The organism is Citrobacter sp. CK195 (assembly GCF_030333365.1).
Lineage (GTDB): Bacteria > Pseudomonadota > Gammaproteobacteria > Enterobacterales > Enterobacteriaceae > Citrobacter_B > Citrobacter_B koseri.
This window is the reverse complement of sequence record NZ_JAOWGB010000022.1, coordinates 259,328-285,761: the sequence shown is the minus strand read 5'-3', so window position 1 is coordinate 285,761 and position 26,434 is coordinate 259,328. Positions and strand designations below refer to the sequence as shown.

The 26,434-nt window shown below is 54.3% G+C and carries 23 protein-coding genes and 7 tRNA genes; 3 read left to right on the top strand and 27 right to left on the bottom strand.

The features are described from left to right. Nucleotides 1-64: 64 nt before the first annotated feature. A complete protein-coding gene (locus tag OGX93_RS06295; RefSeq protein WP_200075475.1) occupies nucleotides 65-676 on the bottom strand; it encodes an adenosylcobalamin/alpha-ribazole phosphatase in 612 nt (203 codons plus the stop codon). Between the two features lie 94 nt (nucleotides 677-770). On the opposite strand from OGX93_RS06295, the gene cobD reads away from it, so the two are divergent. Further along, nucleotides 771-1,865, top strand: coding sequence for a threonine-phosphate decarboxylase CobD (gene cobD, locus OGX93_RS06290; RefSeq protein ID WP_286449691.1), 1,095 nt, complete (start codon nucleotides 771-773; stop codon nucleotides 1,863-1,865). Here cobD and nadD read toward each other — a convergent pair. The 4 genes from nadD to leuS are packed head-to-tail and all read right to left on the bottom strand — an operon-like array spanning nucleotide 1,840 to nucleotide 6,704. Continuing rightward, nucleotides 1,840-2,481 (bottom strand): nicotinate-nucleotide adenylyltransferase, encoded by a 642-nt coding sequence (nadD, locus tag OGX93_RS06285; RefSeq protein ID WP_114847778.1) that lies wholly within the window; start codon nucleotides 2,479-2,481, stop codon nucleotides 1,840-1,842. The genes cobD and nadD overlap by 26 nt on opposite strands. Nucleotide 2,482: 1 nt before the next feature. Next, entirely contained in the window at nucleotides 2,483-3,514 is a 1,032-nt protein-coding gene (holA, locus tag OGX93_RS06280; protein WP_012133346.1) for a DNA polymerase III subunit delta, read from the bottom strand. Next, the gene (lptE, locus tag OGX93_RS06275) at nucleotides 3,514-4,107 is read right to left on the bottom strand and encodes an LPS assembly lipoprotein LptE (RefSeq protein ID WP_024130546.1); all 594 of its coding nucleotides are present in this window, start codon (nucleotides 4,105-4,107) and stop codon (nucleotides 3,514-3,516) included. Before lptE ends, holA begins: the two co-directional genes overlap by 1 nt. A gap of 14 nt (nucleotides 4,108-4,121) precedes the next feature. Then, nucleotides 4,122-6,704 carry a leucine--tRNA ligase gene (gene leuS / locus OGX93_RS06270; RefSeq protein WP_199976632.1) on the bottom strand — a complete coding sequence of 861 codons (2,583 nt, stop codon included), beginning with the start codon at nucleotides 6,702-6,704 and terminating at the stop codon, nucleotides 4,122-4,124. A 235-nt stretch (nucleotides 6,705-6,939) separates the two neighbouring features. Between leuS and OGX93_RS06265 the strand changes: the two genes are divergently transcribed. Then, a complete protein-coding gene (locus OGX93_RS06265) occupies nucleotides 6,940-7,422 on the top strand; it encodes a zinc ribbon-containing protein (protein ID WP_012133343.1) in 483 nt (160 codons plus the stop codon). A gap of 93 nt (nucleotides 7,423-7,515) precedes the next feature. Here the strand turns inward: OGX93_RS06265 and rihA are convergent, their stop codons facing one another. The 10 genes from rihA to miaB all read right to left on the bottom strand — a co-directional run bounded on the left by rihA (nucleotide 7,516) and on the right by miaB (nucleotide 17,846). Next, nucleotides 7,516-8,454, bottom strand: coding sequence for a pyrimidine-specific ribonucleoside hydrolase RihA (gene rihA, locus OGX93_RS06260; RefSeq protein ID WP_286449692.1), 939 nt, complete (start codon nucleotides 8,452-8,454; stop codon nucleotides 7,516-7,518). Between the two features lie 116 nt (nucleotides 8,455-8,570). Continuing rightward, the gene (gltL, locus tag OGX93_RS06255) at nucleotides 8,571-9,296 is read right to left on the bottom strand and encodes a glutamate/aspartate ABC transporter ATP-binding protein GltL (RefSeq protein ID WP_012133341.1); all 726 of its coding nucleotides are present in this window, start codon (nucleotides 9,294-9,296) and stop codon (nucleotides 8,571-8,573) included. Beyond that, complete coding sequence (gene gltK, locus OGX93_RS06250; RefSeq protein WP_012133340.1) at nucleotides 9,296-9,970, bottom strand: glutamate/aspartate ABC transporter permease GltK; 675 nt, start codon at nucleotides 9,968-9,970, stop codon at nucleotides 9,296-9,298. Before gltK ends, gltL begins: the two co-directional genes overlap by 1 nt. Then, nucleotides 9,970-10,710: a glutamate/aspartate ABC transporter permease GltJ gene (gene gltJ, locus OGX93_RS06245; RefSeq protein ID WP_110494538.1), complete on the bottom strand. Its 741-nt coding sequence runs from the start codon at nucleotides 10,708-10,710 to the stop codon at nucleotides 9,970-9,972. Before gltJ ends, gltK begins: the two co-directional genes overlap by 1 nt. 162 nt (nucleotides 10,711-10,872) lie before the next feature. Beyond that, the gene (locus OGX93_RS06240; protein WP_047458175.1) at nucleotides 10,873-11,781 is read right to left on the bottom strand and encodes an amino acid ABC transporter substrate-binding protein; all 909 of its coding nucleotides are present in this window, start codon (nucleotides 11,779-11,781) and stop codon (nucleotides 10,873-10,875) included. Between the two features lie 360 nt (nucleotides 11,782-12,141). Next, entirely contained in the window at nucleotides 12,142-13,680 is a 1,539-nt protein-coding gene (gene lnt / locus OGX93_RS06235) for an apolipoprotein N-acyltransferase (RefSeq protein WP_110494537.1), read from the bottom strand. Between the two features lie 24 nt (nucleotides 13,681-13,704). Next, nucleotides 13,705-14,583, bottom strand: coding sequence for a CNNM family magnesium/cobalt transport protein CorC (corC, locus tag OGX93_RS06230; RefSeq protein WP_024130542.1), 879 nt, complete (start codon nucleotides 14,581-14,583; stop codon nucleotides 13,705-13,707). Nucleotides 14,584-14,667: 84 nt separating this feature from the next. Beyond that, on the bottom strand, nucleotides 14,668-15,135 hold the full coding sequence (gene ybeY, locus OGX93_RS06225) for an rRNA maturation RNase YbeY (protein WP_275155546.1): 468 nt from the start codon (nucleotides 15,133-15,135) through the stop codon (nucleotides 14,668-14,670). After that, entirely contained in the window at nucleotides 15,132-16,178 is a 1,047-nt protein-coding gene (locus OGX93_RS06220) for a PhoH family protein (RefSeq protein ID WP_012133334.1), read from the bottom strand. The genes ybeY and OGX93_RS06220 overlap by 4 nt, the downstream gene beginning before the upstream one ends. Nucleotides 16,179-16,421: 243 nt before the next feature. Beyond that, nucleotides 16,422-17,846 carry a tRNA (N6-isopentenyl adenosine(37)-C2)-methylthiotransferase MiaB gene (gene miaB, locus OGX93_RS06215; RefSeq protein ID WP_199976628.1) on the bottom strand — a complete coding sequence of 475 codons (1,425 nt, stop codon included), beginning with the start codon at nucleotides 17,844-17,846 and terminating at the stop codon, nucleotides 16,422-16,424. A 145-nt stretch (nucleotides 17,847-17,991) separates the two neighbouring features. On the opposite strand from miaB, the gene ubiF reads away from it, so the two are divergent. Next, on the top strand, nucleotides 17,992-19,167 hold the full coding sequence (gene ubiF / locus OGX93_RS06210; protein WP_286449693.1) for a 3-demethoxyubiquinol 3-hydroxylase: 1,176 nt from the start codon (nucleotides 17,992-17,994) through the stop codon (nucleotides 19,165-19,167). Between the two features lie 101 nt (nucleotides 19,168-19,268). Here the strand turns inward: ubiF and OGX93_RS06205 are convergent. From OGX93_RS06205 to nagB, 12 genes are all read right to left on the bottom strand, one after another. Then, nucleotides 19,269-19,343 (bottom strand) — tRNA-Gln (locus OGX93_RS06205). Nucleotides 19,344-19,386: 43 nt separating this feature from the next. Then, nucleotides 19,387-19,461, bottom strand: a tRNA-Gln gene (locus OGX93_RS06200). A gap of 6 nt (nucleotides 19,462-19,467) precedes the next feature. Next, nucleotides 19,468-19,544: transfer RNA gene (locus tag OGX93_RS06195), tRNA-Met, on the bottom strand. A 16-nt stretch (nucleotides 19,545-19,560) separates the two neighbouring features. Further along, nucleotides 19,561-19,635, bottom strand: a tRNA-Gln gene (locus OGX93_RS06190). Between the two features lie 36 nt (nucleotides 19,636-19,671). Continuing rightward, nucleotides 19,672-19,746, bottom strand: a tRNA-Gln gene (locus tag OGX93_RS06185). Nucleotides 19,747-19,769: 23 nt separating this feature from the next. Beyond that, nucleotides 19,770-19,854 (bottom strand) — tRNA-Leu (locus OGX93_RS06180). An 8-nt stretch (nucleotides 19,855-19,862) separates the two neighbouring features. Beyond that, nucleotides 19,863-19,939: transfer RNA gene (locus tag OGX93_RS06175), tRNA-Met, on the bottom strand. Between the two features lie 222 nt (nucleotides 19,940-20,161). Continuing rightward, nucleotides 20,162-21,826, bottom strand: coding sequence for an asparagine synthase B (asnB, locus tag OGX93_RS06170; RefSeq protein ID WP_047458165.1), 1,665 nt, complete (start codon nucleotides 21,824-21,826; stop codon nucleotides 20,162-20,164). A gap of 279 nt (nucleotides 21,827-22,105) precedes the next feature. Next, the gene (nagD, locus tag OGX93_RS06165) at nucleotides 22,106-22,858 is read right to left on the bottom strand and encodes a ribonucleotide monophosphatase NagD (protein WP_012133329.1); all 753 of its coding nucleotides are present in this window, start codon (nucleotides 22,856-22,858) and stop codon (nucleotides 22,106-22,108) included. Between the two features lie 46 nt (nucleotides 22,859-22,904). Beyond that, complete coding sequence (gene nagC, locus OGX93_RS06160) at nucleotides 22,905-24,125, bottom strand: DNA-binding transcriptional regulator NagC (protein WP_012133328.1); 1,221 nt, start codon at nucleotides 24,123-24,125, stop codon at nucleotides 22,905-22,907. Nucleotides 24,126-24,133: 8 nt separating this feature from the next. Then, entirely contained in the window at nucleotides 24,134-25,282 is a 1,149-nt protein-coding gene (gene nagA, locus OGX93_RS06155; protein ID WP_012133327.1) for an N-acetylglucosamine-6-phosphate deacetylase, read from the bottom strand. Between the two features lie 58 nt (nucleotides 25,283-25,340). Continuing rightward, complete coding sequence (nagB, locus tag OGX93_RS06150; RefSeq protein WP_012133326.1) at nucleotides 25,341-26,141, bottom strand: glucosamine-6-phosphate deaminase; 801 nt, start codon at nucleotides 26,139-26,141, stop codon at nucleotides 25,341-25,343. Nucleotides 26,142-26,434 lie beyond the last annotated feature (293 nt).

The window sequence follows — 26,434 nt, the reverse complement described above, 5'->3', positions numbered from 1 at the left end:
AGGATAGCAGCCTGTCAGGGGGTGTCAATGGCCGAAACGCCCCCGAGGAGAAAAAACAGAAATATCACTCGCCGTGATGCCAGACAGCCCGACTGTTTAACACCTTCAGCGTGGCGAAATCTTCACAAAAATCAATGGCGCTCCAGCATCCTTGCTCAACCCTGAAATGCCATAATGAGGCGGCGGGCATGGACAATAATCGCGCGATCATGAGACTCAGAACCCCCTGGTGGCTCACGACCAGCAGGTTTTTATTATCTTTATAATCAGCAAGTTGTGCAATAAAACGCTCTACGCGTTGTGAGAACGCCTGGAAGCCTTCCCCATTGGTCGGGACGGCGTTCTGCCAGTCGGTGCACCAGGCCGCGTAACTTGCCGCGTCTTCGCGGCTCAGATCGCGGTGATGACGCATCTCCCAGTCGCCAAAAAACATCTCGTTAAGCTCCGGGAACAGGCGCTGCGGTACGTCGCGGTCGTGAAGCACCAGCCGCGCCGTGTGGCGGGCGCGTTCCAGTTCGCTACAGAATACGTTGTCAAAGGGGACATTGCGCAGCAGATTATTCAGCGTTTGCGCCTGGGATATCCCTTTTTCTGTCAGCGGAGTGGGGGCGTGGCCGCTGTATAATCCGGCTACATTGGCTTCGGTTTCCCCATGACGAACTAACCAGAGTCGCATGTTTTTCCTCGTGATACGTATTCGCGCAAAATATGATATTCACCCTGATTGCGCAGCGCTTTTTCACTAAAATAGACTTTTTATCGGAGGCAAGATGCCTTTACTGAAGAGTGCGCATGGCGGTAACACCCGGGAAGCCGCCGCATTGTTGGGCATCTCGCCTGAACAGTTGCTGGATTTTAGCGCAAATATTAATCCTCTGGGTATGCCAGGGCGCTTAAAACGCGCGCTTATCGACAATCTTACCTGCGCGGAGCGGTATCCTGATGTGGATTATCAGCATCTGCACCAGGCGCTGGCGCAGCACCATCAGATCCCCGCGTCATGGCTCCTGGCCGGAAATGGCGAGACGGAATCCATCTTCACGCTGGTTCACGGGCTGAAGCCGCGTCATGCCATGCTCGTCACGCCGGGCTTTGCCGAGTATCGCCGTGCGCTACAGTGGGGCGCGTGTGAGATACATGAATTTGCGCTTCGCGAAGCCGATGGCTGGCAACTCACGGACGCCATTCTGAATGCGCTGACCCCGGAACTGGACTGCCTGTTTCTCTGTACGCCAAATAATCCAACCGGACTCCTGCCTGCCCGCGAACTGTTACTGGCTATTGCGGATCGCTGTAAGACGCAGGGGATCGCGCTGATCCTGGATGAGGCGTTTATCGATTTTATTCCGGGTGAAGAGGGCTTTATTCCGCTGTTGCAGGGCAACCCGCATATCTGGGTGCTGCGTTCGCTCACCAAATTTTACGCCATTCCGGGGCTGCGGCTGGGCTATCTGGTGAACAGCGACGAGCAGGCGGTCGCGCAAATGAGAGCGCAACAGATGCCCTGGTCAATCAACGCGTTTGCGGCGCTGGCCGGAGAGGTTATCTTGCAGGATGCCGCCTATCACCAGGCGACCAGGCAGTGGCTGGCGGAGGAGGGGCAACGCTTCCGTCAGTGGTTACATGCGTTTCCTGAGCTAACGGTTTATCCCGGTCGGGCGAATTATCTTTTATTGCGCTGTGAGCGGGAAGGTCTGGATTTGCAACGCGCCTTGCTGGAGAAGCACATTCTGATCCGCAGCTGTGCTAACTATCCGGGGCTTGACGCGCGTTATTACCGGGTGGCGATTCGCAGTCAGGAAGAGAACAGCCGTCTGCTGACGGCGCTTGCGGAAGTCTTTACCGATACAACCCTTGCTGGTTGATGTAGTTCAGGACGGATTCCGGCATGAGATCGTCGCACGGTTCGCCTTTCTCCAGTCGCTCGCGGATAAGGGTGGCGGAGATATTGAACCAGGGCGTTTCAGCCAGATAAATTTTACCCGCCGGGAGCGCGTGCAGATCGTCCGGCGTATGGGTTAAATGGCGCTCCAGCCACTGCTGATGTTGCTCTTTCACCATCTCAAGCGGGTAGCCGGGGCGTCGGCAAACGATCAGGTGAGTATTGTCCAGAATGGTTTCATAGTCGTGCCAGGTCGGGAACGTCAGTAAGGAGTCCTGGCCGATGATAAACGCCAGCGGCGCGTCCGGGCCTTGCTCTTCCCGCCACTCTTTCAGCGTTTGCGCGGTGTAAGAGGCGGTATCGCGTTTGAGTTCGCGCTCATCCAGGATAAACAGCGGTTTGTCGGCGATAGCCAGCTCAAGCATATATTTACGCTGTGCGCTGGACGCTTCAGGCTGTGGACGATGAGGCGGTACGTTATTGGGCATGACAATCACCCGCGACAGGCCAATCAGATTGGCCAGTGTTTCCACGGGCTTGAGATGACCATAATGCACGGGATCAAAGGTGCCGCCGAACAGAGCCTGTAACGATTTCATATCAACCATCAATAAAAACATCTGCCAGCGCTTTGTGGCAGAGAAGGAGAGAAAGCCCCTCCAGCTCAGCCCACACTGACTGTCCATAATCTTGTTTTAGCGTAATTTCCGTCCGCGTCAACAGTTGCACTGCCTGGCGAAGCTGGGTCTGCTGGAGCCGATTCAACGCATCGCCAATCATGCCGCGACGGTTTTGCCATACCCGATGTTTATCAAACAGCGTGCGCAGAGGCGTATGGGCGGATTGCCGTTTAAGGTTAACCAGCATCAGTAATTCGCGTTGCAGGGTGCGCAGCAGGATCACGGGCTCACTGCCTTCAAGGCGCAGTTGCTGCAAAATGTGCAGGGCGCGTTTGCTTTTGCCCATCAATAACGCATCCACCCAATGGTATGGCGTAAAGTGCGCCGCGTCGTTGACGGCCTGCTCTACGCGTGGAAGCGTGAGCTTACCGTCAGGCCAGAGGAGTGAAAGCCGCTCCAGCGCCTGCGCCAGCGCCAGCAGGTTGCCTTCGTAGCAATAACACAGCAGCTGATTCGCGGCGTCATCCAGTTGCAAATTATTCTGCTTTGCTCTGGCGGCAACCCAGCGCGGTAGCTGCGCCTGCTCCGGCGTCTGACAGCTTACCTGCACGCCAGTGCCCGCCAGCGAGGTATACCAGGCGGCGTTTTCCTGGGCTTTAGTGAGCTTATTTCCGCGCACGATCAGCAGCAGGTCGTCATGCAGCAAACCGCTGAGCGTTGCGAGCTGTTCATTGATCGCCGCATTCGGGCCATTTTCCGGTAGCAACAACAGCAGCGTTTGACGGCTGGCAAACAGGCTCATTGCCTGACACTGTGAGAACAGAGTTCCCCAGTCGGTGCTGGTGTCGATCGTAAAGGCGTGGTGTTCTTCGAACCCTTGCGCAGCGGCCGTCAGACGAATAGCGTCCTGGCTTTCCTGCAACAAGAGAGGGTCGTTGCCCAGGAGCAAATACGCCGCGCGCAGCCCTTCATTGAGCTGTGCGCGGAGTTGTTCAGGGTACAACCGGATCATCAGTTACCCAGCGTGGTGGACACGCGTGCCGGGGAAGATGCTGGCGTCGCCGTGGTGTTTTCAGCGGCGTCCGCGTTTTCCTGGGATGACTGAGCATCAGCGACATGGATACTCGGCAGCTTGCGAATCAACTGTTCGGCCGCTTTGTCATACATCTCTTTGATGATCATATCCTGTTCATTATCCTTCGCCAGCGCGGTTTGCGGGTTATCAAAGAATGAACGGTACACTTTCGTGCTGATCGGATAAATATCATGACCCGGGATCAGAACGCTTGCACTGACGCTCATGACCATCTGGTATTCCGCCGTACGGCCATCCTGGAACACGGAGGCGGTATCTTTAGAGATACTGGTCCGGCCAAGGCGCAGTGACGGAACATCCTGGCGCGTTGTATCTTTTTCAAGCAATTCAATATTGTTAAGACGCAGTTGGTTACGTACCGCCCGGCTTAATGGTCCATTCGGATCGCTTGTATCAAGAATCATAGTTTTCATCGTGCTGGGCACCTGCGTAGTGCTACGCAGATGCCAGCCGCACCCGGCGGTGACCAGCACCGCCAGGGATAACAACAATGTTGTCAGATGTCGCACGCTTCCTCCCGCGCTTAGCCAACGACCAAATTGAGGAGTTTACCCGGAACGTAAATCACTTTACGCACGGTAACGCCATCAAGATATTTTGCGACCAAATGTTCCTGGCCAGCACGTTCACGAACCTGTTCTTCAGTGGCGTTCACCGGTACGGTGATTTTGCCACGGACTTTACCGTTCACCTGAACCACAACCAACGTAGAGTCTTCTACCATTGCTTTGTCGTCAGCGACCGGCCACGGCGCGTTATCGATATCGCCTTCGCCTTTCAGCGCTTCCCACAGCGTGAAGCAGGCATGTGGGGTGAACGGGTTGAGCATACGCACGACAGCCAGCAGCGCTTCCTGCATCAGGGCGCGATCCTGCTCGCCTTCCTGCGGCGCTTTCGCCAGTTTGTTCATCAGCTCCATAATTGCGGCAATCGCGGTGTTGAAGGTCTGACGGCGGCCGATATCATCGGTCACTTTCGCGATGGTTTTGTGGACGTCGCGACGCAGCGCTTTCTGATCTTCGCTCAGCGCATCAACGTTCAGTGCCGCAACCTCGCCTTTCGCGGTGTGTTCATAGACCAGTTTCCAGACGCGTTTCAGGAAGCGGTTTGCCCCTTCCACGCCAGATTCCTGCCATTCCAGCGTCATATCGGCCGGGGAAGCAAACATCATGAACAGACGCACGGTGTCCGCGCCGTAACGCTCAACCATTACCTGCGGGTCGATGCCGTTGTTTTTGGACTTGGACATCTTGCTCATGCCGGTGTACACCAGCTCATGGCCCGCCGCATCTTTCGCCTTAACGATGCGGCCTTTCTCGTCGCGCTCAACGATGGTATCAACCGGGGAGACCCAGTTACGCTCGCCGTTTTCGCCTACATAGTAGAACGCGTCTGCCAGCACCATACCCTGGCACAGCAGCTGTTTCGCCGGTTCGTCAGAGTTCACCATGCCCGCGTCGCGCATCAGCTTGTGGAAGAAGCGGAAGTAGAGCAGGTGCATGATCGCGTGTTCAATACCGCCGATGTAGATATCGACCGGCAGCCAGTAGTTTGCTGCTTCCGGGTCCAGCATCCCTTCGTTGTACTGCGGGCAGGTGTAGCGCGCGTAGTACCAGGAGGACTCCATAAAGGTGTCAAAGGTGTCGGTTTCACGCAGCGCAGGCTGACCGTTAACGGTGGTTTTCGCCCACTCAGGATCGGCTTTGATCGGGCTGGTGATGCCGTCCATGACGACATCTTCCGGCAGGATGACCGGCAGTTGATCTTCCGGGGTCGGCAGAACGGTGCCGTCTTCCAGAGTCACCATCGGAATCGGCGCGCCCCAGTAACGCTGACGGGAAACGCCCCAGTCGCGCAGACGGTAGTTGACTTTACGCTCGCCGACGCCTTTTGCCGCCAGTTTATCGGCAATCGCGTTGAAGGCGTCTTCAAAGCCCAGACCGTTAAATTCGCCGGAGTTAAACAGTACGCCTTTCTCGGTCAGCGCCTGCTCGGACAGATCCGGTTCAGAGCCGTCAGCCGCCAGGATAACCGGCTTGATGGTCAGGCCATATTTGGTGGCAAATTCGTAGTCGCGCTGATCGTGGCCCGGAACGGCCATGACCGCACCAGTACCGTACTCCATCAGCACGAAGTTGGCGGCCCATACCGGGATCGCTTCGCCGGTCAGCGGGTGAATGGCTTTAAAACCGGTGTCGACGCCTTTTTTCTCCATCGTCGCCATATCGGCTTCCGCCACTTTGGTGTTGCGGCATTCGTCGATAAAGGCAGCCAGTTCCGGGTTGTTGGCAGCCGCTTTCTGCGCCAGCGGGTGACCTGCGGCAACCGCCAGGTAAGTGGCGCCCATGAATGTGTCTGGACGCGTGGTGTACACCGTCAGCGTATTGTCGTAGCCGTTCACGTCAAAGGTGATCTCGACGCCTTCAGAACGGCCGATCCAGTTGCGCTGCATGGTTTTAACGGTGTCTGGCCAGTGATCCAGTTTATCCAGATCGTTCAGCAGTTCGTCAGCGTAGGCGGTGATCTTAATGAACCACTGCGGGATCTCTTTACGCTCAACTTTGGTGTCGCAGCGCCAGCAGCAGCCGTCGATAACCTGCTCGTTCGCCAGTACGGTCTGGTCGTTCGGGCACCAGTTCACCGCAGAGGTCTTTTTGTACACCAGGCCTTTTTTATACAGCTCGGTGAAGAATTTCTGCTCCCAGCGGTAGTATTCCGGGGTGCAGGTCGCCAGCTCGCGGCTCCAGTCATAGCCGAAGCCCAGCATTTTGAGCTGGTTTTTCATGTAGGCGATGTTGTCATAGGTCCACGGCGCCGGTGCCGTGTTGTTTTTCACCGCCGCGCCTTCAGCAGGCAGGCCGAAAGCATCCCAGCCGATGGGCTGTAGAACGTTTTTACCCAGCATGCGCTGGTAGCGGGCAATCACATCACCGATGGTGTAGTTACGCACATGGCCCATGTGTAGTCGACCAGAAGGATAGGGAAGCATCGACAGGCAGTAATACTTCTCTTTGCTCTCGTCTTCGGTTACTTCAAAGGTGCGCTTCTCGTCCCAGTGTTGCTGGACTTTTGATTCTATCTCTTCCGGGCGGTATTGCTCTTGCATGGCAGCCAGTGGTCCTGTTTTCATTACGGCTACAAACGTAGCGTTAGATGTGGTGTTTCAGATCCGCATAGCATAGCCCAAACGCCCGCGCCAAAACAGCCTTTCGCGCATTCTGCATTGAATTCCCGCCATGCTAATCCTTGCATGAATTTACACAGTCTGTGGGCGGTCTTGCAAAGCGCGGCGTAAATAACGTCTATTATTATAGACAGTTAACGACCCAGGAGGCGAAGCGATGAACAAGGTTGCTCAATATTACCGTGAACTGGTGACGTCATTAAGCGAACGCCTGCGTAATGGCGAGCGCGATATTGACGCGCTGGTGGAACAGGCGCGTCAGAGCGTAATGAAAGCAGGGGAGTTAACGCGAATCGAGGTGGACGAACTGACGCGCGCCGTCAGACGCGACCTGGAAGAGTTCGCCATGAGCTACGAGGAGAGCCAGGAAGAGGAGAGCGACAGCGTCTTTATGCGGGTGATTAAAGAGAGCCTCTGGCAGGAACTGGCGGACATCACCGACAAAACGCAACTGGAGTGGCGCGAAGTGTTCCAGGATCTCAATCACCACGGGGTCTACCACAGCGGCGAGGTGGTTGGCTTGGGCAACCTTGTGTGCGAGAAGTGTCATTACCATTTAGCGGTGTATACGCCGGATGTACTGCCGCTGTGCCCGAAATGCGGCCACGACCAGTTCCAGCGCAGACCGTTTGAGCCGTAATCGGCAGTGCCGGATGGCGACGCGAAGCGTCTTATCCGGCCTACAAATTGTACGCTGATGTAGGCCGGATAAGCGTTAGCGCCATCCGGCTGGTTATGATGCGTAGAACGCCAGCCTCTCCGCCAGTAAATCCACAAAGCCCTGCCGGTCGATATCGACCATCACCGTCGCATTCGGTTTGTTGCCCGTCAGGAAGTAATAATCCACGACCGTCATTCCCTGGGTGTATTTCCCCTGAGTCTCCACGCCGACCCAACGTTCAATGGTGGTGAAAAGCTCGGGTTTTAGCAGCCAGGCGATGGTGCAAGGGTCATGCAACGGCGCGCCGGTAAAGCCCCACTTTTCGTCTTTGTGATATTCGAGGAAGAAATCCAGCAGCTCCGCCACGATCGTGGAAACAGGATTGCCCGTCGCCCGGAAACGCTCGGTATCTTCAGCGTGAATCTGCGCTTTGTGCGTTACGTCCAGCCCGGCCATCACCACGGGAATCCCTGACTGGAAAACAATCTCTGCCGCTTCGGGGTCGACGTAAATATTGAATTCTGCCGCTGGCGTCCAGTTACCTAATCCCATCGCGCCGCCCATGATCACAATATGGGCGATTTTACGGTGCAATTCTGGATGGCTGTTCAGCAGCAAGGCGACGTTGGTTTGCGGCCCGGTGGCGACGATGGTTACCGGTTCCGGGCTTTCGCGCAGGGTTTTCGCCATCAGCTCAACGGCGGTGCAGGTCTGCGGCGCAAATGACGGCTCCGGTAGCGCCGGGCCGTCCAGTCCGCTTTCGCCGTGTACGTTATCGGCGATGATCAGATCTCGCATCAGCGGTTTTATCGCGCCACCCGCGACAGGAATATCGTTACGCCCCAGTAGCGTCAGCATACGCAATACGTTACGCAGCGTTTTGTCAGGCGTCTGGTTACCGGCGGAAGAGGTGATCGCTTTCACATCCAGTTCAGGCGATGCGAGGGCGAGAACAATTGCGATGGCGTCGTCATGACCTGGATCGCAATCAAAAAGGACTGGAAGTGCCATTGTTGCTCCTTGTAAGTGGTACTTTGTGACAAGGGTAACGCCGGGATGAGTGCGATTCGAGATATGAAGAGATAAAGCGTGATATGGCGCGCACTCTGTCGTGCGCGCCGGGAGGATTAATGCAGGATTTTCGCCAGGAAGTCTTTGGCGCGGTCCGATTTCGGGTTGGCGAAGAACTCCTCTTTCGGTGAGTCTTCGACAATTTTTCCCTCGTCCATAAAGATCACCCGATTGGCCACCTTACGGGCAAAGCCCATTTCGTGAGTGACGACCATCATGGTCATCCCTTCGTTTGCCAGCTCGACCATAACGTCCAGCACTTCGTTGATCATTTCAGGATCGAGTGCGGATGTCGGTTCATCAAACAGCATAGCGATAGGGTCCATGCACAGCGCGCGCGCGATTGCCACACGCTGTTGCTGCCCGCCGGAAAGCTGCGCCGGGAACTTATTGGCATGGGCCGAAAGTCCTACGCGCTCAAGTAACTTCTGCGCTTTTTCACGGGCGGGCGCTTTGCCGCGTTTGAGCACTTTCACCTGCGCCAGCGTCAGGTTTTCAATGATCGACAGATGCGGGAACAGTTCAAAATGCTGGAACACCATTCCGACCCGTGAGCGGAGCTTCGCCAGATCCGTTTTTTTGTCATTCACTTTGGTGCCGTCAACGGTGATTTCACCCTGTTGCACCGGTTCCAGTCCGTTCACCGTTTTGATCAGGGTCGATTTACCGGAACCCGACGGGCCGCAGACCACCACCACTTCACCTTTTTTCACTTCCGTGGAGCAGTCGGTCAGCACCTGAAAGTGACCATACCATTTAGAAACATTTTTCAGGGTAATCATTAAACTGTCCTTTTCTTCAAATAGCTGACCAACAACGACGCGCTCAGGCTGATAACAAAGTAGACGGCACCGGCAAACAGGATCATTTCGACCTGCGTACCATCACGCTCGCCAATGGTGGTGGCGGTGCGGAAGAAATCCGCGAGGCTTAACACGTAAACCAGGGAGGTATCCTGGAACAGTACGATACCCTGGGTAAGCAGCAGCGGCACCATCGCACGGAACGCCTGCGGCAGGATGATGAGCTTCATCGACTGCCAGTGGGTCATCCCCAGCGCCAGCGCAGCGCTGGACTGCCCGCGTGAAATGCTCTGAATACCCGCACGGATAATCTCCGAGTAATACGCCGCTTCAAACATGGAAAACGCGACCATCGCTGAAATCAGGCGAATATCCGTTTTGGGCGAAATACCCAGTACGTCCTGCAACAGCCCCGGCACAATCAGGTAGAACCATAGCAGCACCATCACCAGCGGGATGGAGCGGAAAACGTTGACGTAAGCTTTCGCAAACCAGGCGACAGGGGCGAAACTTGAGAGACGCATTACCGCCAGAATAGTGCCCCAGAGAATCCCGATCACCACGGCGGTGACGGTAATTTTCAGGGTGATCACCAGCCCGGCCAGCAAATACGGCATGGAAGGAACGATCGAACTCCAGTCAAACTCGTACATTATTTGCCTCCCATATTGCCAGGCAGGCGGACTTTACGTTCCACCAGATTCATCACCAGCATAATGACGGCATTAATCAGCACGTAGGCCAGCGTAATCGCGGTGAACGACTCCCAGGCGTGGGCGGAGTAATCCAGCAGCTTGCCCGCCTGCGCCGCCATATCCACCAGACCAATGGTCGATGCGATGGCGGAGTTTTTCACCAGGTTCATCATTTCCGAGGTCATCGGCGGGACAATCACCCGATAGGCGTTCGGTAGCAGAACATAGCGATAAGCCTGAGGCAGCGTCAGCCCCATCGCCAGCGCAGCGTTTTTCTGCCCGCGAGGCAGCGACTGAATCGCGGCGCGTACCTGCTCGCAGACGCGCGCAGCGGTAAACAGCCCCAGACAGATCATTGATGAGAGGAAAAATTGAATGTTCGGGTCCAGTTCCGCCTTGAACCACATGCCGATATTTTCCGGCAACAGCTCAGGCACAACCAGATACCAGGTAAAGAACTGAACAATCAGCGGGACGTTACGAAACAGTTCCACGTAAAGCGTCCCTATTCCCGAGAGGAAGCGGTTAGGTACAGTACGTAAAATGCCGAATAACGAGCCGACGAGGAAAGCAATAATCCAGGCGGTGATGGATAACGCGACGGTGACCTGGAAGCCGCTCCAGAGCCAGCCGAGATACGTGGTGTTGCCGAACGGGGCTTGTTGTAAAAAAATCCCCCAGTTCCAGTCTATTGACATAAATCTACTCCAGAAAAAAAAGGGTAGCAGCGCTACCCTCGAAGATTGTTATCCAGCGTTTTGCGGTTTTCAGGCCTGATGGGGAACGACCATCAGGCTTATAGTCTGTCCGTGCTGAATGACAATCGAGAGGGCAAGGAGATCCCGCCCCATTTATTTTAGTTAGTTAAGTGCTTTGTCATTCGGTTCTTTGAACAGCGCCTTCATCTCGTCGGACAGTTCGAAATTCATGTTCAGGTTTTTCGGCGGGATTGGGTTTTTAAACCACTTATCAAACCATTTTTCCGCTTCGCCTGAGGTCTGCACCTGGGCAATCGTGTCATCTACCAGCGTTTTAAACTCAGGATCGTTTTTACGCAGCATACAGCCGTAGGCTTCCTGAGATTGCGGCTTACCGACGATCTCCCAGTTGTCTGGTTTTTTGGCTTTCGCACGTTCACCCGCCAGCAGGGCATCATCCATCATAAAGGCGACGGCACGACCGCTTTCCAGCGTACGGAAGGAGTCGCCGTGGTCTTTCGCGCTGATAATGCGCATATTCATTTTTTGTTCTTCATTCAGCTTGTGCAGCAGAATTTCAGAGGTGGTACCGGAGGTGACCACGACCGCTTTTCCTTTCAAGTCCGGGAAGTCTTTAATATCGCCGTCTTTTTTCGCCAGCAGACGCGTACCGACGATGAAAATGGTGTCAGAGAACGCAGCTTGTTTCTGGCGTTCGACGTTGTTGGTGGTGGAGCCACATTCAAAGTCGAAGGTTCCGTTCTGCAACAGCGGAATACGGTTCTGGGAGGTAATTGGGATCAACTTCACCTGCAGGTCAGGTTTGTTAAGCTTTTTCTTCACGGCTTCAACGATGGCGTTGGAGTAGTCCTGTGAATAACCGACCACTTTTTGCTGGTTGTCGTAGTAAGAGAACGGCACGGAGGACTCGCGGTGGCCGACGACGATAATGCCATTCTTCGCGATTTTATCCAGCGTACTGCCCGCCGCCGGCGCGGCGTCTTCCGCGTGTGCCAGACCGGCAGACATTCCCATGACCAGCATTGCTGTGGCTAGCTTACGTAATTGCATATCCAACTCCTTTATCGTCTGCGCCATCGACGCATTGATACCCATTGTGAGTGTTTGTGTTGTTATCGTCTGCAACTTGAGCGTGCAGTGTTATGCGTGTTTGTTAACATTTAGTTTGGCTGAATGTAAAGATTTTGCTGCTTTATTGTTTGTTTTTGCGAAGTGCGCCGCACCGTTTAGAGGCAAAAATCTTTCATTGCACTGTTTGGGTGCTACCGATGATCGATATTGGTGCGACCAGGTTGCACATATAGCCAAAACAAGGTTTACCTTGTTTAACAAAGCAATAGGCGTGCCAGAATGGAGGGATATAGCCAGGCCGGGTAAGACGCATCGCGTCTTACCCGGTAATAAGGGAGATTATTTACGACGCTGACGCAGGCTCATCACCACGGCGCCAAAGCCCATCAGCGCGGTGAGCAACCATAACGGCCAGTTGCCGGTACGGGCATAAGGCGTTAAACCACGGGTTGGCGTAACGTGGGTGGTCAACACGTCGCGGGTAAACTGCGGGATCATCGCCTGAATTTCACCTTGCGGGCCAATGACTGCCGTAATGCCGTTGTTGGTGCTGCGCAACAGCGGGCGCGCCAGCTCCAGAGAACGCATTCTCGCCATCTGGAAGTGCTGCCACGGGCCGATAGATTTTCCGAACCAGGCGTCGTTAGAGATGGTCAGCAGATAGTCAGTGTCCGGGCGGAAATTGTCCCGAACCTGTTCACCCAGAATGATTTCGTAGCAAATCGCCGCCGTCAGTTTAAAGCCATGCGCATGCAGCTGTGGCTGTATGTACGGCCCACGGCTGAATGAGGACATCGGCAGGTCAAAGAACGGCGCTAACGGGCGCAGAATCGACTCCAGCGGCACGAACTCGCCAAACGGCACCAGGTGGTTTTTGTTGTAGCGATTGCTGGAATCGTAGCTGTACGGGCTGTCTTTACCCAGCGTGATAATCGTGTTGTAGGTGTCGTAGCGGTTCTGCTTGTTCAGACGCGCATCGACGATGCCGGTAATCAACGTGCTGTTTTTGGATTTCAGCAGATCGTCCATCATGCCGAGAAAACGCTGCTGATTAATCTCCAGATCGGGAATGGCGGACTCTGGCCAGATAATCAGTTGCGATTTACCCATTTCCGGCTGGGTGGCGTCGAGATAGATTTTCAGCGTATTGATAAGCTGACTCTCATCCCACTTCAGTGATTGGGGAATGTCGCCCTGAACCAGCGAGACCTGCGTTGTTTTTTCCGGCTCCAGCGTATACCACTGGATGTAACGCAGCGGGAAGGGCAGGGCAAATAACACCAGCGCGGCGACCAGAGGACGCCAGTTGCGGGTAACTGCCGCCAGCACCAGCAGGCCGCTGACCATCATCAGCAGGAAGTTGATGGCCTCAACGCCCATCACCGGCGCCAGCCCCTTCAGCGGGCCGTCAATCTGGCTATAGCCGAACTGTAGCCACGGGAAGCCAGTCAGTACCCAGCCACGCAGAAACTCGGTGATTTGCCAGACTACGGGGGCGGCGATCGCCACGCGTAGCCAGGTGGTTTTCGGCCACAGACGCGACAGAATACCGGCAAACAGGCCCGTGTAGAGGGAAAGGTATGCGGCAAGCAGCACCACAAGAAAGACGTTTATCGGGCCGGGCATACCGCCGAACTGCGCGATACTGACGTAGACCCAGTTGATGCCGGAGCCAAAGAGTCCCAGCCCCCAGAAGTAGCCGATAGCAGCCGACTGGAGCGGGCGACGGTGTAAGGTTAACGCCTGTAGGCCCATAAGCGAGATAAGCGCGGCGGGCCAGACGTCATACGGAGAAAAAGCCAGCGTTCCGCAGGCGCCGAATAATAACGCCAGCAGCAGGCGAATGCGCTGGCGTTCAATCAGTGAGGCAAATGCCATTTAGTCTTTAGTCCACTTTTGGTTTTATTCGTCCAGTTTAGGCTGGGGCGAGTCATCCGGTATTCTGACATGAACCTGAATAATACGACGGCTGTCGGCCATAGCGACTTTGAACTGGTAACCATCAATGTCAATGGTCTCACCGCGCGCAGGCAGATGACCGAACGCCTGCATCACCAGACCGCCAATGGTATCGACCTCTTCATCGCTGAAGCTGGTGCCGAAGGCTTCGTTGAAGTCTTCAATCGGTGCGAGAGCGCGAATGGTCCAGGTGTGGCGACTGAGCTGACGGAAGTCGATATCATCTTCTTCATCATACTCGTCTTCAATTTCACCCACGATCAGTTCGAGAATGTCTTCAATGGTCACCAGACCCGACACCCCGCCAAACTCGTCGATAACGATCGCCATATGGTAACGCTGGGAGCGGAACTCTTTGAGCATGCGGTCAACGCGCTTACTCTCCGGGACAACAACGGCCTGGCGTAACACTTTTTCCATGCTGAAGGCTTCGGCATCGCTGCGCATAAACGGCAGCAGATCCTTCGCCATCAGAATCCCTTCAATGTGATCTTTGTCTTCGCTGATGACCGGGAAACGCGAGTGTGCTGACTCAATGATGACATCAAGGCACTCATCCAGCGTCTGGTTGCGTTTCAGGGTAATCATCTGGGAGCGGGGGATCATGATGTCGCGAACGCGCTGGTCCGCAATGTCCATCACCCCTTCGAGCATATCGCGCGTATCTTCATCGATAAGGTCGTTCTGCCCGGAATCACGGATCAGCGCCAGCAGTTCGTCACGGTTTTTGGGTTCACCGTGGAAAAGTTGGCTCAGTAACAGGGAAAAAAATCCCTTTTTGCTGTTTAACGTGTCACTACTGTGTGAATTGTCGTCGCTCATGGCGTCGTATGGGTTCTCATGTTGGTTAATAGGTCGCTCGTCATGCATATACTTAACGGCTGACGGCATGTTTGTTCATCGTACTTAGTCTTTCTCGGAAATGTACGGATCCTCATAGCCCAGAGCAAGCATAATCTCTGTTTCGAGGGCCTCCATCTCTTCCGCTTCATTATCTTCGATATGGTCGTAGCCCAGCAAATGCAGGCTGCCGTGCACGACCATATGCGCCCAGTGGGCCTCCAGCGGCTTATCTTGTTCTTTCGCTTCTTGCTCCACTACCTGGCGGCAGATGATCAGATCGCCCAGCAGCGGCATCTCCATACCTGGCGGCGCTTCAAACGGGAAAGAGAGCACGTTGGTTGGCTTATCTTTCCCGCGGTAGGTCAGGTTAAGATCGTGGCTTTCGGCTTCATCCACCAGGCGAATCGTCACTTCTGATTCTTCCTGAAACTGTGGGATCACCGCATTCAGCCACGTCTGAAACTGGCTCTCTTCCGGCAGGCCGGAATGGTCTTCACATGCCAGTTGTAAATCGAGGATCACCTGACTCATTTTTGTTCCTGCTCCTGCGCTTCACGCTTGCGTTCTGCCGCCAGCGCTGCCTTGCGTTTTTGCTCCGCTTCTTCCCAGGCTTCATAGGCGTTAACGATACGGGCAACCACCGGATGGCGCACCACGTCTTCGCTGTGGAAAAAGTTAAAGCTGATCTCTTCGACTTCCGCCAGCACTTCTATCGCATGGCGCAGGCCAGACTTCGTGTTGCGCGGCAGGTCAATCTGCGTGACGTCGCCGGTAATAACCGCTTTCGAATTAAAGCCGATACGCGTCAGGAACATCTTCATCTGTTCGATGGTGGTGTTCTGGCTCTCATCGAGAATAATAAAGGCGTCGTTCAGCGTACGACCGCGCATATAGGCCAGCGGCGCGACTTCAATGACGTTGCGCTCAATCAGCTTTTCTACTTTCTCGAAGCCGAGCATCTCAAACAGCGCGTCGTACAGCGGGCGAAGATACGGGTCGACCTTCTGGCTCAAGTCGCCTGGCAGAAAGCCCAGTTTTTCCCCAGCTTCCACCGCCGGACGGGTCAGCAGAATACGACGAATTTCCTGACGCTCAAGAGCGTCTACGGCGGCGGCAACGGCGAGGTAGGTTTTCCCCGTACCGGCAGGGCCAACGCCGAAAGTAATGTCGTGATCGAGAATGTTGGCGATGTACTGCGCCTGATTCGGCGTGCGCGGCTTAATCACGCCACGCTTGGTTTTAATATTTATCGCCTTGCCATAGTCAGGAACGCTCTCCGCGCTTTGTTCCAGCACGCGCGCTTCTTTAATCGCAAGGTGGATTTGTTCCGGCTCGATGTCCTGAATCTGACCGCGCATCGGGGCGGTATCGACGTACAGGCTGCGCAGGATATCTACCGCGGCGGTGACGCAAATCGGGCGACCGGTCAGCTTAAAGTGATTGTCACGACGGTTGATCTCGATGCCGAGACGGCGTTCCAGTTGTTTGATGTTGTCGTCAAACGGGCCGCAAAGGCTCAACAGACGGGCGTTGTCTGCGGGCTCAAGGGTAATTTCGCGAGTGTCTATGTTCAAACTGTTCCTCTTATGCCTGAGTCGCCGGAAAATGAAAATTCACCGGCAGATAAGGAAATTATTCACGCCACAGGATAAAGGCGCAAGCATTGCAATGAAGATGGGGGCGTAGGGGGGAATTACAAGGCCTGTCTGTTATTTGCCGGATGGCGGCACAAGTGCCTTATCCGGCCTACGAACCATATTGTGCCGTAGGCCCGATAAGTGCAGCGCCATCGGGCATTTTTTCGCTTTTCAGCAGGATTAAGGCTGGTAAAAACCGACGCCAATCTCGTTTTCTTTACGGGTACGGGCAATGACTGACTCCGGCGTTTCAGCCACGCGCAGTCCCATCTCATCTTCGGTGCGTACAACCTTGCCGCGCAGAGAGTTGGTGTAGACATCGGTGATTTCCACATCCACAAACTTACCGATCATCTCCGGGGTGCCTTCAAAGTTCACCACGCGGTTATTTTCGGTACGGCCTGACAGTTCCATAATACTCTTACGCGAGGTGCCTTCCACCAGAATACGCTGGACGGTGCCGAGCATCCGACGGCTCCAGGCCATCGCCTGCTGGTTAATACGCTCTTGTAGAATATACAGACGCTGCTTTTTCTCTTCTTCCGGCACATCGTCAACCATATCGGCCGCCGGTGTTCCCGGACGCGCCGAGAAGATAAAGCTGTAGCTCATGTCGAAATTGACGTCGGCAATCAGCTTCATGGTCTGTTCGAAGTCCTGAGTCGTTTCGCCCGGGAAACCAATGATGAAGTCCGAGCTGATTTGAATATCCGGGCGCGCCGCGCGCAGTTTACGGATGATCGCTTTGTACTCCAGCGCCGTGTGGGTACGTCCCATCAGGTTCAGTACGCGATCCGCGCCGCTCTGTACCGGCAGGTGCAGGAAGCTCACCAGTTCCGGCGTATCACGGTAAACTTCGATGATGTCGTCGGTGAACTCGATCGGGTGGCTGGTAGTGAAGCGGATGCGATCGATCCCGTCAATGGCGGCAACCAGACGCAGCAGGTCGGCAAAGGAGCCGGTGGTGCCGTCGTAGTTTTCACCGCGCCAGGCGTTAACGTTCTGACCGAGCAGGTTGACTTCACGCACGCCCTGAGCGGCAAGCTGGGCGATCTCAAACAGGATGTCGTCAGACGGACGGCTGACCTCTTCACCACGGGTATACGGCACCACACAGTACGTGCAGTATTTATTACACCCTTCCATGATGGAGACAAACGCGGTCGGGCCTTCCGCACGCGGTTCCGGCAGGCGGTCGAACTTCTCGATTTCCGGGAAGCTGATGTCCACCACCGGGCTGCGGTCGCCACGAACGGAGTTGATCATTTCCGGTAAGCGGTGCAGCGTTTGCGGGCCAAAAATAATATCGACATAGTGCGCACGCTGACGGATATGGTCGCCTTCCTGGGAGGCCACGCAACCGCCGACGCCGATAATCAGATCCGGGTTCTTCTCTTTTAAGAGTTTCCAGCGGCCTAATTGATGGAAGACTTTTTCCTGAGCTTTCTCGCGGATTGAGCAGGTATTCAGCAGCAGCACATCCGCTTCTTCCGCGACCTCGGTCAGTTGATACCCGTGGGTAGCATCCAGCAGATCGGCCATCTTCGATGAATCGTACTCGTTCATCTGACAGCCCCAGGTTTTAATATGGAGTTTTTTGGTCATCGACTTGCTCTTGCGAAATAGTGGCTGAATTGCAGGGCGCATAGTGTAATGCTTTGGCGCGGTTGTGACCAGTATGACGCTTATCAGCCCTTAGAGGTAAAAAATCCTGTAAACTTGTCTTATCAACGTAACAGGATGAGTGACCATGACAAATCAACCAACGGAAATTGCCATTGTTGGCGGGGGGATGGTCGGTGGCGCGCTGGCGCTGGGACTGGCGCAGCATGGATTTACCGTCACGGTGATTGAACATGCTGAGCCTGCGCCGTTTGTGGCCGACAGCCAGCCTGATGTGCGTATTTCAGCGATCAGCGCGGCGTCGGTGTCGCTGCTTAAAGGCCTGGGCGTCTGGGATGCGGTGCAGGGGATGCGCAGCCATCCGTACCGTCGTCTGGAGACCTGGGAGTGGGAAAACGCCCATGTGGTGTTTGACGCCGCCGAGCTTAAGTTACCGCTGCTTGGCTATATGGTTGAGAATATCGTGCTGCAACAGGCGCTGTGGCAGGCGCTGGACGTGCACCCGAAAGTGACGCTGCGCGCGCCTGCTTCACTGATTGCGTTGCATCGCCACAATGATCGACATGAGCTGGAGCTGGCGGATGGCGAGCGTCTTACCGCAAAACTGGTGATCGGCGCTGACGGTGCGAACTCGCAGGTACGACAGCTGGCGGGGATTGGTATTCATGCCTGGCAGTATGCTCAGTCCTGCATGCTGATTACCGTACAGTGTGAGAGCGATCCCGGTGACAGCACCTGGCAGCAATTTACGCCAGACGGCCCACGGGCCTTTTTACCGTTGTTCGACAACTGGGCATCGCTGGTGTGGTATGACTCACCAGCGCGTATTCGCCAGTTGCAGAACCTGAGTATGCCGCAGTTGCAGGCGGAAATTATGCAACATTTTCCGTCGCGTCTGGGGGCGGTCACACCGGTTGCGGCAGGCGCTTTTCCGCTGACGCGCCGCCATGCGTTGCAATACGTACAGCCTGGTCTGGCGCTGGTGGGGGATGCGGCGCATACCATTCATCCATTAGCCGGGCAGGGGGTAAACCTGGGGTATCGTGATGTGGATGCGCTGCTGGATGTGTTGATCAGCGCCCGCAGTCATGGCGAGGTCTGGGCCAGTCACCAGGTGCTGAAACGCTATCAGACGCGCCGCATGGCGGATAACTTCATTATGCAAAGCGGGATGGATCTGTTCTATGCCGGTTTCAGCAATAATCTTCAGCCGCTGCGCATTATGCGTAATATTGGGTTGATGGCGGCAGAGCGCGCAGGCGTGTTGAAACGTCAGGCCCTGAAATATGCGTTAGGGTTGTAGGATGTTCTGTGCCTGATAGCGTTGCGCTTATCAGGCTTACACCGCCCCCCGGCGCGCCGAGCAGAAAAGCAAAAAGCTCGCCGAAGCGAGCTTTTTTAATGTGGCTGGGGTACGAGGATTCGAACCTCGGAATGCCGGAATCAGAATCCGGTGCCTTACCGCTTGGCGATACCCCAATGGTTGGGTTTTTGCGTTCGTCATCCGAACGTCTTTCAAATTTGGCTGGGGTACGAGGATTCGAACCTCGGAATGCCGGAATCAGAATCCGGTGCCTTACCGCTTGGCGATACCCCAAGAATTTGGTGGCTACGACGGGATTCGAACCTGTGACCCCATCATTATGAGTGATGTGCTCTAACCAACTGAGCTACGTAGCCAGATTGTTTTCTTCGATGGCTGGGGTACCTGGATTCGAACCAGGGAATGCCGGTATCAAAAACCGGTGCCTTACCGCTTGGCGATACCCCAATGACCGTCGCGGCAATCCGCAAACTCGAAGAAATATGGCTGGGGTACCTGGATTCGAACCAGGGAATGCCGGTATCAAAAACCGGTGCCTTACCGCTTGGCGATACCCCATCCGTGCAACGCGTACTGGTGAATGGTGCGGGAGGCGAGACTTGAACTCGCACACCTTGCGGCGCCAGAACCTAAATCTGGTGCGTCTACCAATTTCGCCACTCCCGCAAAAAAGATGGTGGCTACGACGGGATTCGAACCTGTGACCCCATCATTATGAGTGATGTGCTCTAACCAACTGAGCTACGTAGCCATCTTTTTTCGCGTTACCTTATCGGCGTTGCGGGGCGCATTATGCGTATTGAGCCTTGAAGCGTCAACCTCTTTTTCATTGAAAATGGCCGGAATGTGACTGTTTGGTTAGGTTGCGAACAGCGTGACGCAATATTCGGCAATTATTGGTTATTAATCGTTTTTTGCGGTGAAAAAACGGCGTAAAAAAAGAGTCCCGCAGGACTCTTTTTATCACGATAACTTATTTATAAGCGGACTGGTGTACGCCGACGGCGCGGCCTGATGGATCGTCCATCGTTTTGAACGCCTCATCCCATTCGATGGCCTTCGCAGAAGAACAGGCGACGGACGGGCCGCCTGGTACACATTCTGCCGCGCTGGGTACCGGGAACAACTCTTCGAAGATTTCACGGTACAGGTACGCTTCTTTAGAAGATGGCGTGTTGTACGGGAAACGGAAGCGGGCGGTTTCCAGTTGCTGGTCGGAAATTTGCTCCGCCGCAACCTCTTTCAGCGTGTCGATCCAGCTGTAGCCGACGCCGTCAGAGAACTGCTCTTTTTGACGCCATGCCACGCTTGCGGGCAGGTAGGATTCAAAACATTCACGCAGGATATGTTTCTCCATTTTGCCGTTGCCGCACATTTTGTCTTCCGGGTTGATGCGCATCGCCACATCGAGGAATTTCTTATCCAGGAACGGGACGCGGGCTTCGACGCCCCAGGCAGACATCGCTTTGTTGGCGCGAGCACAGTCAAACATATGCAGCGCCTGTAGTTTACGTACGGTCTCTTCGTGCAGTTCTTTGGCGTTTGGCGCTTTATGGAAGTAGAGATAGCCGCCGAACACTTCATCGGAACCTTCGCCGGACAACACCATTTTGATTCCCATCGCTTTGATTTTACGCGACATTAAATACATCGGTGTCGAGGCGCGGATGGTGGTGACATCGTAAGTTTCGATGTGGTAAATCACGTCGCGAATCGCATCCAGACCTTCCTGCACGGTGAAGTGAATTTCGTGATGCACGGTGCCGAGATGGTTTGCCACTTCCTGCGCGGCTTTCAGGTCCGGGGAGCCTTCCAGACCGACAGCAAAGGAGTGCAACTGAGGCCACCAGGCTTCCGAACGTTCCTGATCTTCCACGCGGCGTGCGGCGAATTTCTTGGTGATGGCGGAAATGATGGAGGAGTCCAGGCCGCCCGAGAGCAATACGCCGTATGGCACGTCTGACATCAGGTGGCTTTTGACGGACTCTTCCAGCGCCTGGCGCAGCACGTTTTTGTCCGTTTCGTTGTCTTTTACTGCGTCGAACTCGAACCAGTCGCGCTGGTAGTACTGGCGAATCTCACCGTCTTTGCTCCACAGGTAGCTGCCTGCCGGGAACTCTTTAATCGTGCGGCAGACCGGCACCAGCGCCTTCATTTCAGAGGCGACATAAAAGTTGCCGTGTTCGTCATGACCCATATAAAGCGGGATGATCCCGATGTGGTCGCGACCAATCAGCCAGGCATCCTGTTCGCTGTCGTACAGCGCAAAGGCGAACATACCCTGTAAGTCGTCGAGAAATTCCACCCCTTTTTCCTGGTACAGCGCGAGGATCACTTCACAGTCAGACCCGGTCTGGAACTGATAGCGATCGCCATATTCCGCGCGTAATGCCTGGTGGTTATAAATTTCACCGTTAACGGCCAGCACATGTGTTTTCTTTTCGTTGTACAGCGGCTGCGCACCGGCGTTGACGTCGACAATAGACAGACGCTCGTGTGCCAGAATCGCGTTATCGCAGGCGTAAATACCGGACCAGTCTGGGCCGCGATGGCGCATCAAACGTGACAGCTCAAGGGCTTTTTTACGCAGCTCAACCGCGTCTGTTTTGATATCGAATACGCCAAAAATAGAACACATAACCTTCTCCATTAACCCGTTGCGTGGTGCTTTTTTGTGTTTGCTTGTTTATGAAAATGCCGCAAAGCCGCAGGGTTCGCAAGAGATTTGGCGTGATGAAAGCAAAAAATGCAATGGCAGTTGTTGAATGATGAAAAAAGATTACGTAATGAGCGTGTTTATTGATGAATCGATAATTTTATGGCGATTTTATTAAACGATGTTTTTTATCAGGCCTACGATTCGAACAGAACAATATTGTAGGCCTGATAAGCGCAGCGCCATCAGGCTGGGGGGCGTTTAGATAACGTCGATTTCGGCGACGGAAGGATAAATCCAGCTTGGTCTGAACGGCATGTCGTCGATATCGTTGAGCGTTGAGACGCCAGAGAGCACCAGAATGGTTTCCAGACCGGCCTGGAATCCTGCCAGAATATCGGTGCGCAGATTGTCGCCGACGATAACGGTCTCTTCCGAGTGCGCCTGCATTTTGTTTAACGCGGCGCGGATAATCCACGGGCTGGGTTTACCGACGTAAAAAGGTTTACGGCCAGAGATTTTTTCAATACCTGCGCAGAGCGCGCCGCAGGCCGGATAGAAACCACGACCGTGGGTATCGGGGTTGGTGGCGATGAAACGGGCGCCGTTGGCGACGAAGAAGGCCGCTTTATGCATCATGTCCCAGTTATAGGAACGGGTCTCACCGACAATCACAAAATCGGGATTGACGTCGGTAATGGTAAAACCTGCTTTATACAATTCGTGAATTAGTGCGCCTTCACCGACCACATAGGCTTTCTTGCCTTCCTGACGACGCAGGAAATCGGCGGTGGCCATCGCGGAAGTATAAAAAACGCTGTCCGGTACGTTAACCCCTGCGGTAGCAAAGCGGTTCGCCAGATCCTGGCCGGTCTGCGAAGGGTAATTGGTCAGCAGCACCAGCGGCAGACCTTTTTCCATTACATCCGTCAGAAATTCTGCCGCACCGGGTACGGCAACATTGTCGTGCATCAGCACGCCGTCAATATCACAAATTACATTCTTGATGGTCATGAACTACCCAAAGGATTTAGTCATAATGCGCCACTATAAAAGCTCATTAATTTTCCAGCAAATGTTGCAACAAAATGCCGTTGAGCATGGCGCGTTTCACCAGCGCAAATGCGCCGATGGCGGAGCGGTGATCCAGCGTGGAACGGACAACCGGCAAATTTTTGCGAAACGCTTTCAGCGCCTGTGTGTTGATGCAGCTTTCAATCGCCGGCAGCAGCACTTTATCCGCTTCGGTAATTTCACCGGCAATCACGATTTTTTGCGGATTAAACAGGTTGATAGCGATAGCGATGGTTTTGCCCAGATGACGACCAACGTGTTCAATCACCTCTGCCGCTAAGCTGTCACCTTTATTAGCTGCCTTGCAGATGGTTTTAATCGTGCAGTCGTCCAGCGTAACGCGACTTTGGTAGCCCTGCTTGAGTAAGTGCTGTACGCGTTGTTCAATGGCCGCGTTGGCGGCGATGGTTTCCAGACAGCCAAAATTGCCGCAGTGACAGCGCTCGCCCAGCGGCTCGACCTGAATATGACCGATCTCCCCGACGTTGCCGTTGCGACCAATAAAAATGCGGCCATTTGAGATAATCCCGGCGCCAGTCCCCCGGTGTACGCGCACCAGAATGGAATCTTCGCAATCCTGGCTTGCACCGAAATAGTGCTCGGCCAGCGCCAGACTGCGGATATCGTGACCGACAAAACAGGTTACGTGAAAACGTTTTTCCAGCGCTTCAACTAATCCCCAGTTTTCAACCTGAATATGCGGCATATAGCGGATCACGCCGCTTTCGGGATCGACAAGACCCGGCAGGATCACGGAAATCGCGATTAACTCGCGAAGTTTACGCTGATTACTGTCGACGAATGTGGTGATGGCATTGAGCAGGGCATGTTCCAGCGTCTCCTGAGTGCGCTCTGGCAATGGATAGTGCTCTTCAGCCAGCACTTTACTGCTCAGGTCAAACAGGGTAATGGTTGCGTCATGACGACCCAACCGCACGCCAATCGCATGGAAATTACGGGTTTCGGTAACGATGGAGATGGCGCGGCGGCCCCCGGTGGAGGCCTGCTGATCAACTTCTTTGATCAGCCCGCGTTCAATGAGTTGACGCGTAATTTTGGTTACGCTGGCGGGAGCAAGCTGGCTTTGCTCGGCAATCTGAATACGCGAGATTGGCCCGTGCTGGTCAATCAGGCGGTAAACGGCCGCGCTGTTAAGCTGTTTTACGAGATCAACATTACCTATTTGAGCTTGTCCGCCTGGTGTCATACTTTCTCTTACTCAGTAACGACCTCGTTACCATTAACGATGGTCTTGATGATTTTAAAGTCGTGGGTGAAGGCGGTCAGGTTCGCAACTTTACCCGGCGCGAGGCTGCCGAGCTGCTTATCGACGCCAATCGCGCGCGCAGGGTAGAGCGTCGCCATACGCAGCACTTCATCCAGCGCAATACCGCAATGTTCAACCAGATTACGCACGCCTTCGATCATGGTTAATGATGATCCGCTCAGCGTACCGTTCTCATCCACACACAGTCCATTACGGTAGTATATTGTTTTACCAGCAAAAATGAACTGTTCAATGTTTGCACCCGCCGGGGCGGTTGCATCGGTCACCAGGCAAAGTTTGTCACCTTTCAGACGTTTAGCGTTACGAATGTTGACGTAATCAACATGCAGACCATCCGCGATGATGCCGCAATAAATATCGGCATCGTCAAGAATGGCGCCCGCCAGACCCGGTTCACGGCCCGTAATATACGGCATCGCGTTGAACAGGTGGGTGGCAAAGGTGATCCCTGCGCGGAAACCGGCTTTCGCCTCTTTTAACGTCGCATTGGAGTGACCGGCTGAAACCACAATGCCCGCCGCCGTCAGTTTGGCGATCACTTCCGCCGGCACCATTTCCGGCGCCAGCGTGACTTTGGTGATCACATCGGCATTATCGCACAGGAAGTCCACCAGCGCAGCGTCAGGTTGGCGGACAAAACTCGGATTATGGGTGCCTTTTTTGACCAGGTTCAACCACGGACCTTCAAGATGAAGACCTAATGCCTGATTCGGGTATTTCGCCAGGTATTCACGCATGACGCGAATGCCCTGTTTCATCAGATCGTCGCTGGTGGTAATCAGCGTCGGCAGGTAGCTGGTGCAGCCTGATTTCTCATTGGCTTTCTGCATGATTTCCAGCGTTTCGACAGTCACCGCGTCAGCGGTATCGTTGAACTGGACGCCGCCGCAGCCGTTTAATTGCACATCAATAAAACCGGGGGAGAGAATGGCCCCATTCAACGCGCGTTGTTCTATCTCTGGCGGCAGTTCCGCCACTGGACAGATGCGATCAATCAGGCCATTGGCGACAACAATCGCATGGTCATCAAGAATTTCGTGACCGGTAAAAATCCGGCCCTGGGTTAAAGCATACATTCCGACCCCCGATTTCAAAAAATGCCGCCCTGCGTCTGCGTACAGGGCGGAGATAACATTACAGACCTTTAATATTTTCGGCTTCTAACTCGTTGAAATATTTCAGTGTCTTAACTTTCAGTTCCATAGTGGAAGGTTCGTCGCACACCACGACTGCTTTCGGATGCAGTTGCAGACAGCTAATGGTCCACATGTGGTTGACGTTGCCTTCGACGGCCGCCTGTAGCGCCTGCGCTTTCTGATGGCCCAGCACCAGAATCATCACTTCTTCTGCGTCCAGCAGCGTACCCACGCCTACGGTCAGCGCATATTTCGGCACCTGGTTGACGTCGCCGTCAAAGAAGCGGGAGTTTGCCACGCGGGTGTCATGGGTCAGCGTTTTGATACGCGTACGGGAAGCCAGGGAAGAAGCCGGTTCGTTAAACGCGATATGGCCGTCGTTGCCTACGCCGCCCATAAACAGGTGAATTTTACCGTAAGAACGGATTTTTTCTTCATAATTACGGCATTCCGCATCGATATCCGGCGCGTTACCGTTGAGCAGGTTAATATTTTCTGCCGGAATATCAACGTGATCGAAGAAATTGCGGTGCATGAAGCTGTGGTAGCTTTCCGGGTGTTCTTTCGGAAGGCCAACATATTCGTCCATGTTGAACGTCACCACATGCTTAAAGCTGACCTGGCCCGCTTTGTGCATTTCGACTAATGCTTTATACGCCGTCAGCGGCGTGCCGCCGGTCGGCAGGCCCAGGACGAACGGGCGATCGGCGGTAGGTTTGAAGGCGTTAATACGGTTAACGATATGGCGAGCAGCCCATTTGCCGACCTGTTCAGCGGACGTCAGGGGGATCAGTCTCATTCTTCACCTCAAAAGTAAAAGTAATAAATTGGCGGATTGAGCATCTGTACGTTAGTAAGCGTAACCTGGATTCGTATGGACAGGCGCTAATCCGTGTTGATTTTTTGAATGATAAAATAAGTTTTCGCAGTTAGCCAGTATAAGGGAGGGTGAATAACGATATTTGGTGATTCAAATCACAAAAAACACGCGTTTAATTTGCGATACGAATTAATTTTTCACACACTCTGAGCGTAGATGAATAATTCATACCGTTGTTGCCAAACATCACGCTTTAACGATTTGTCGCACAA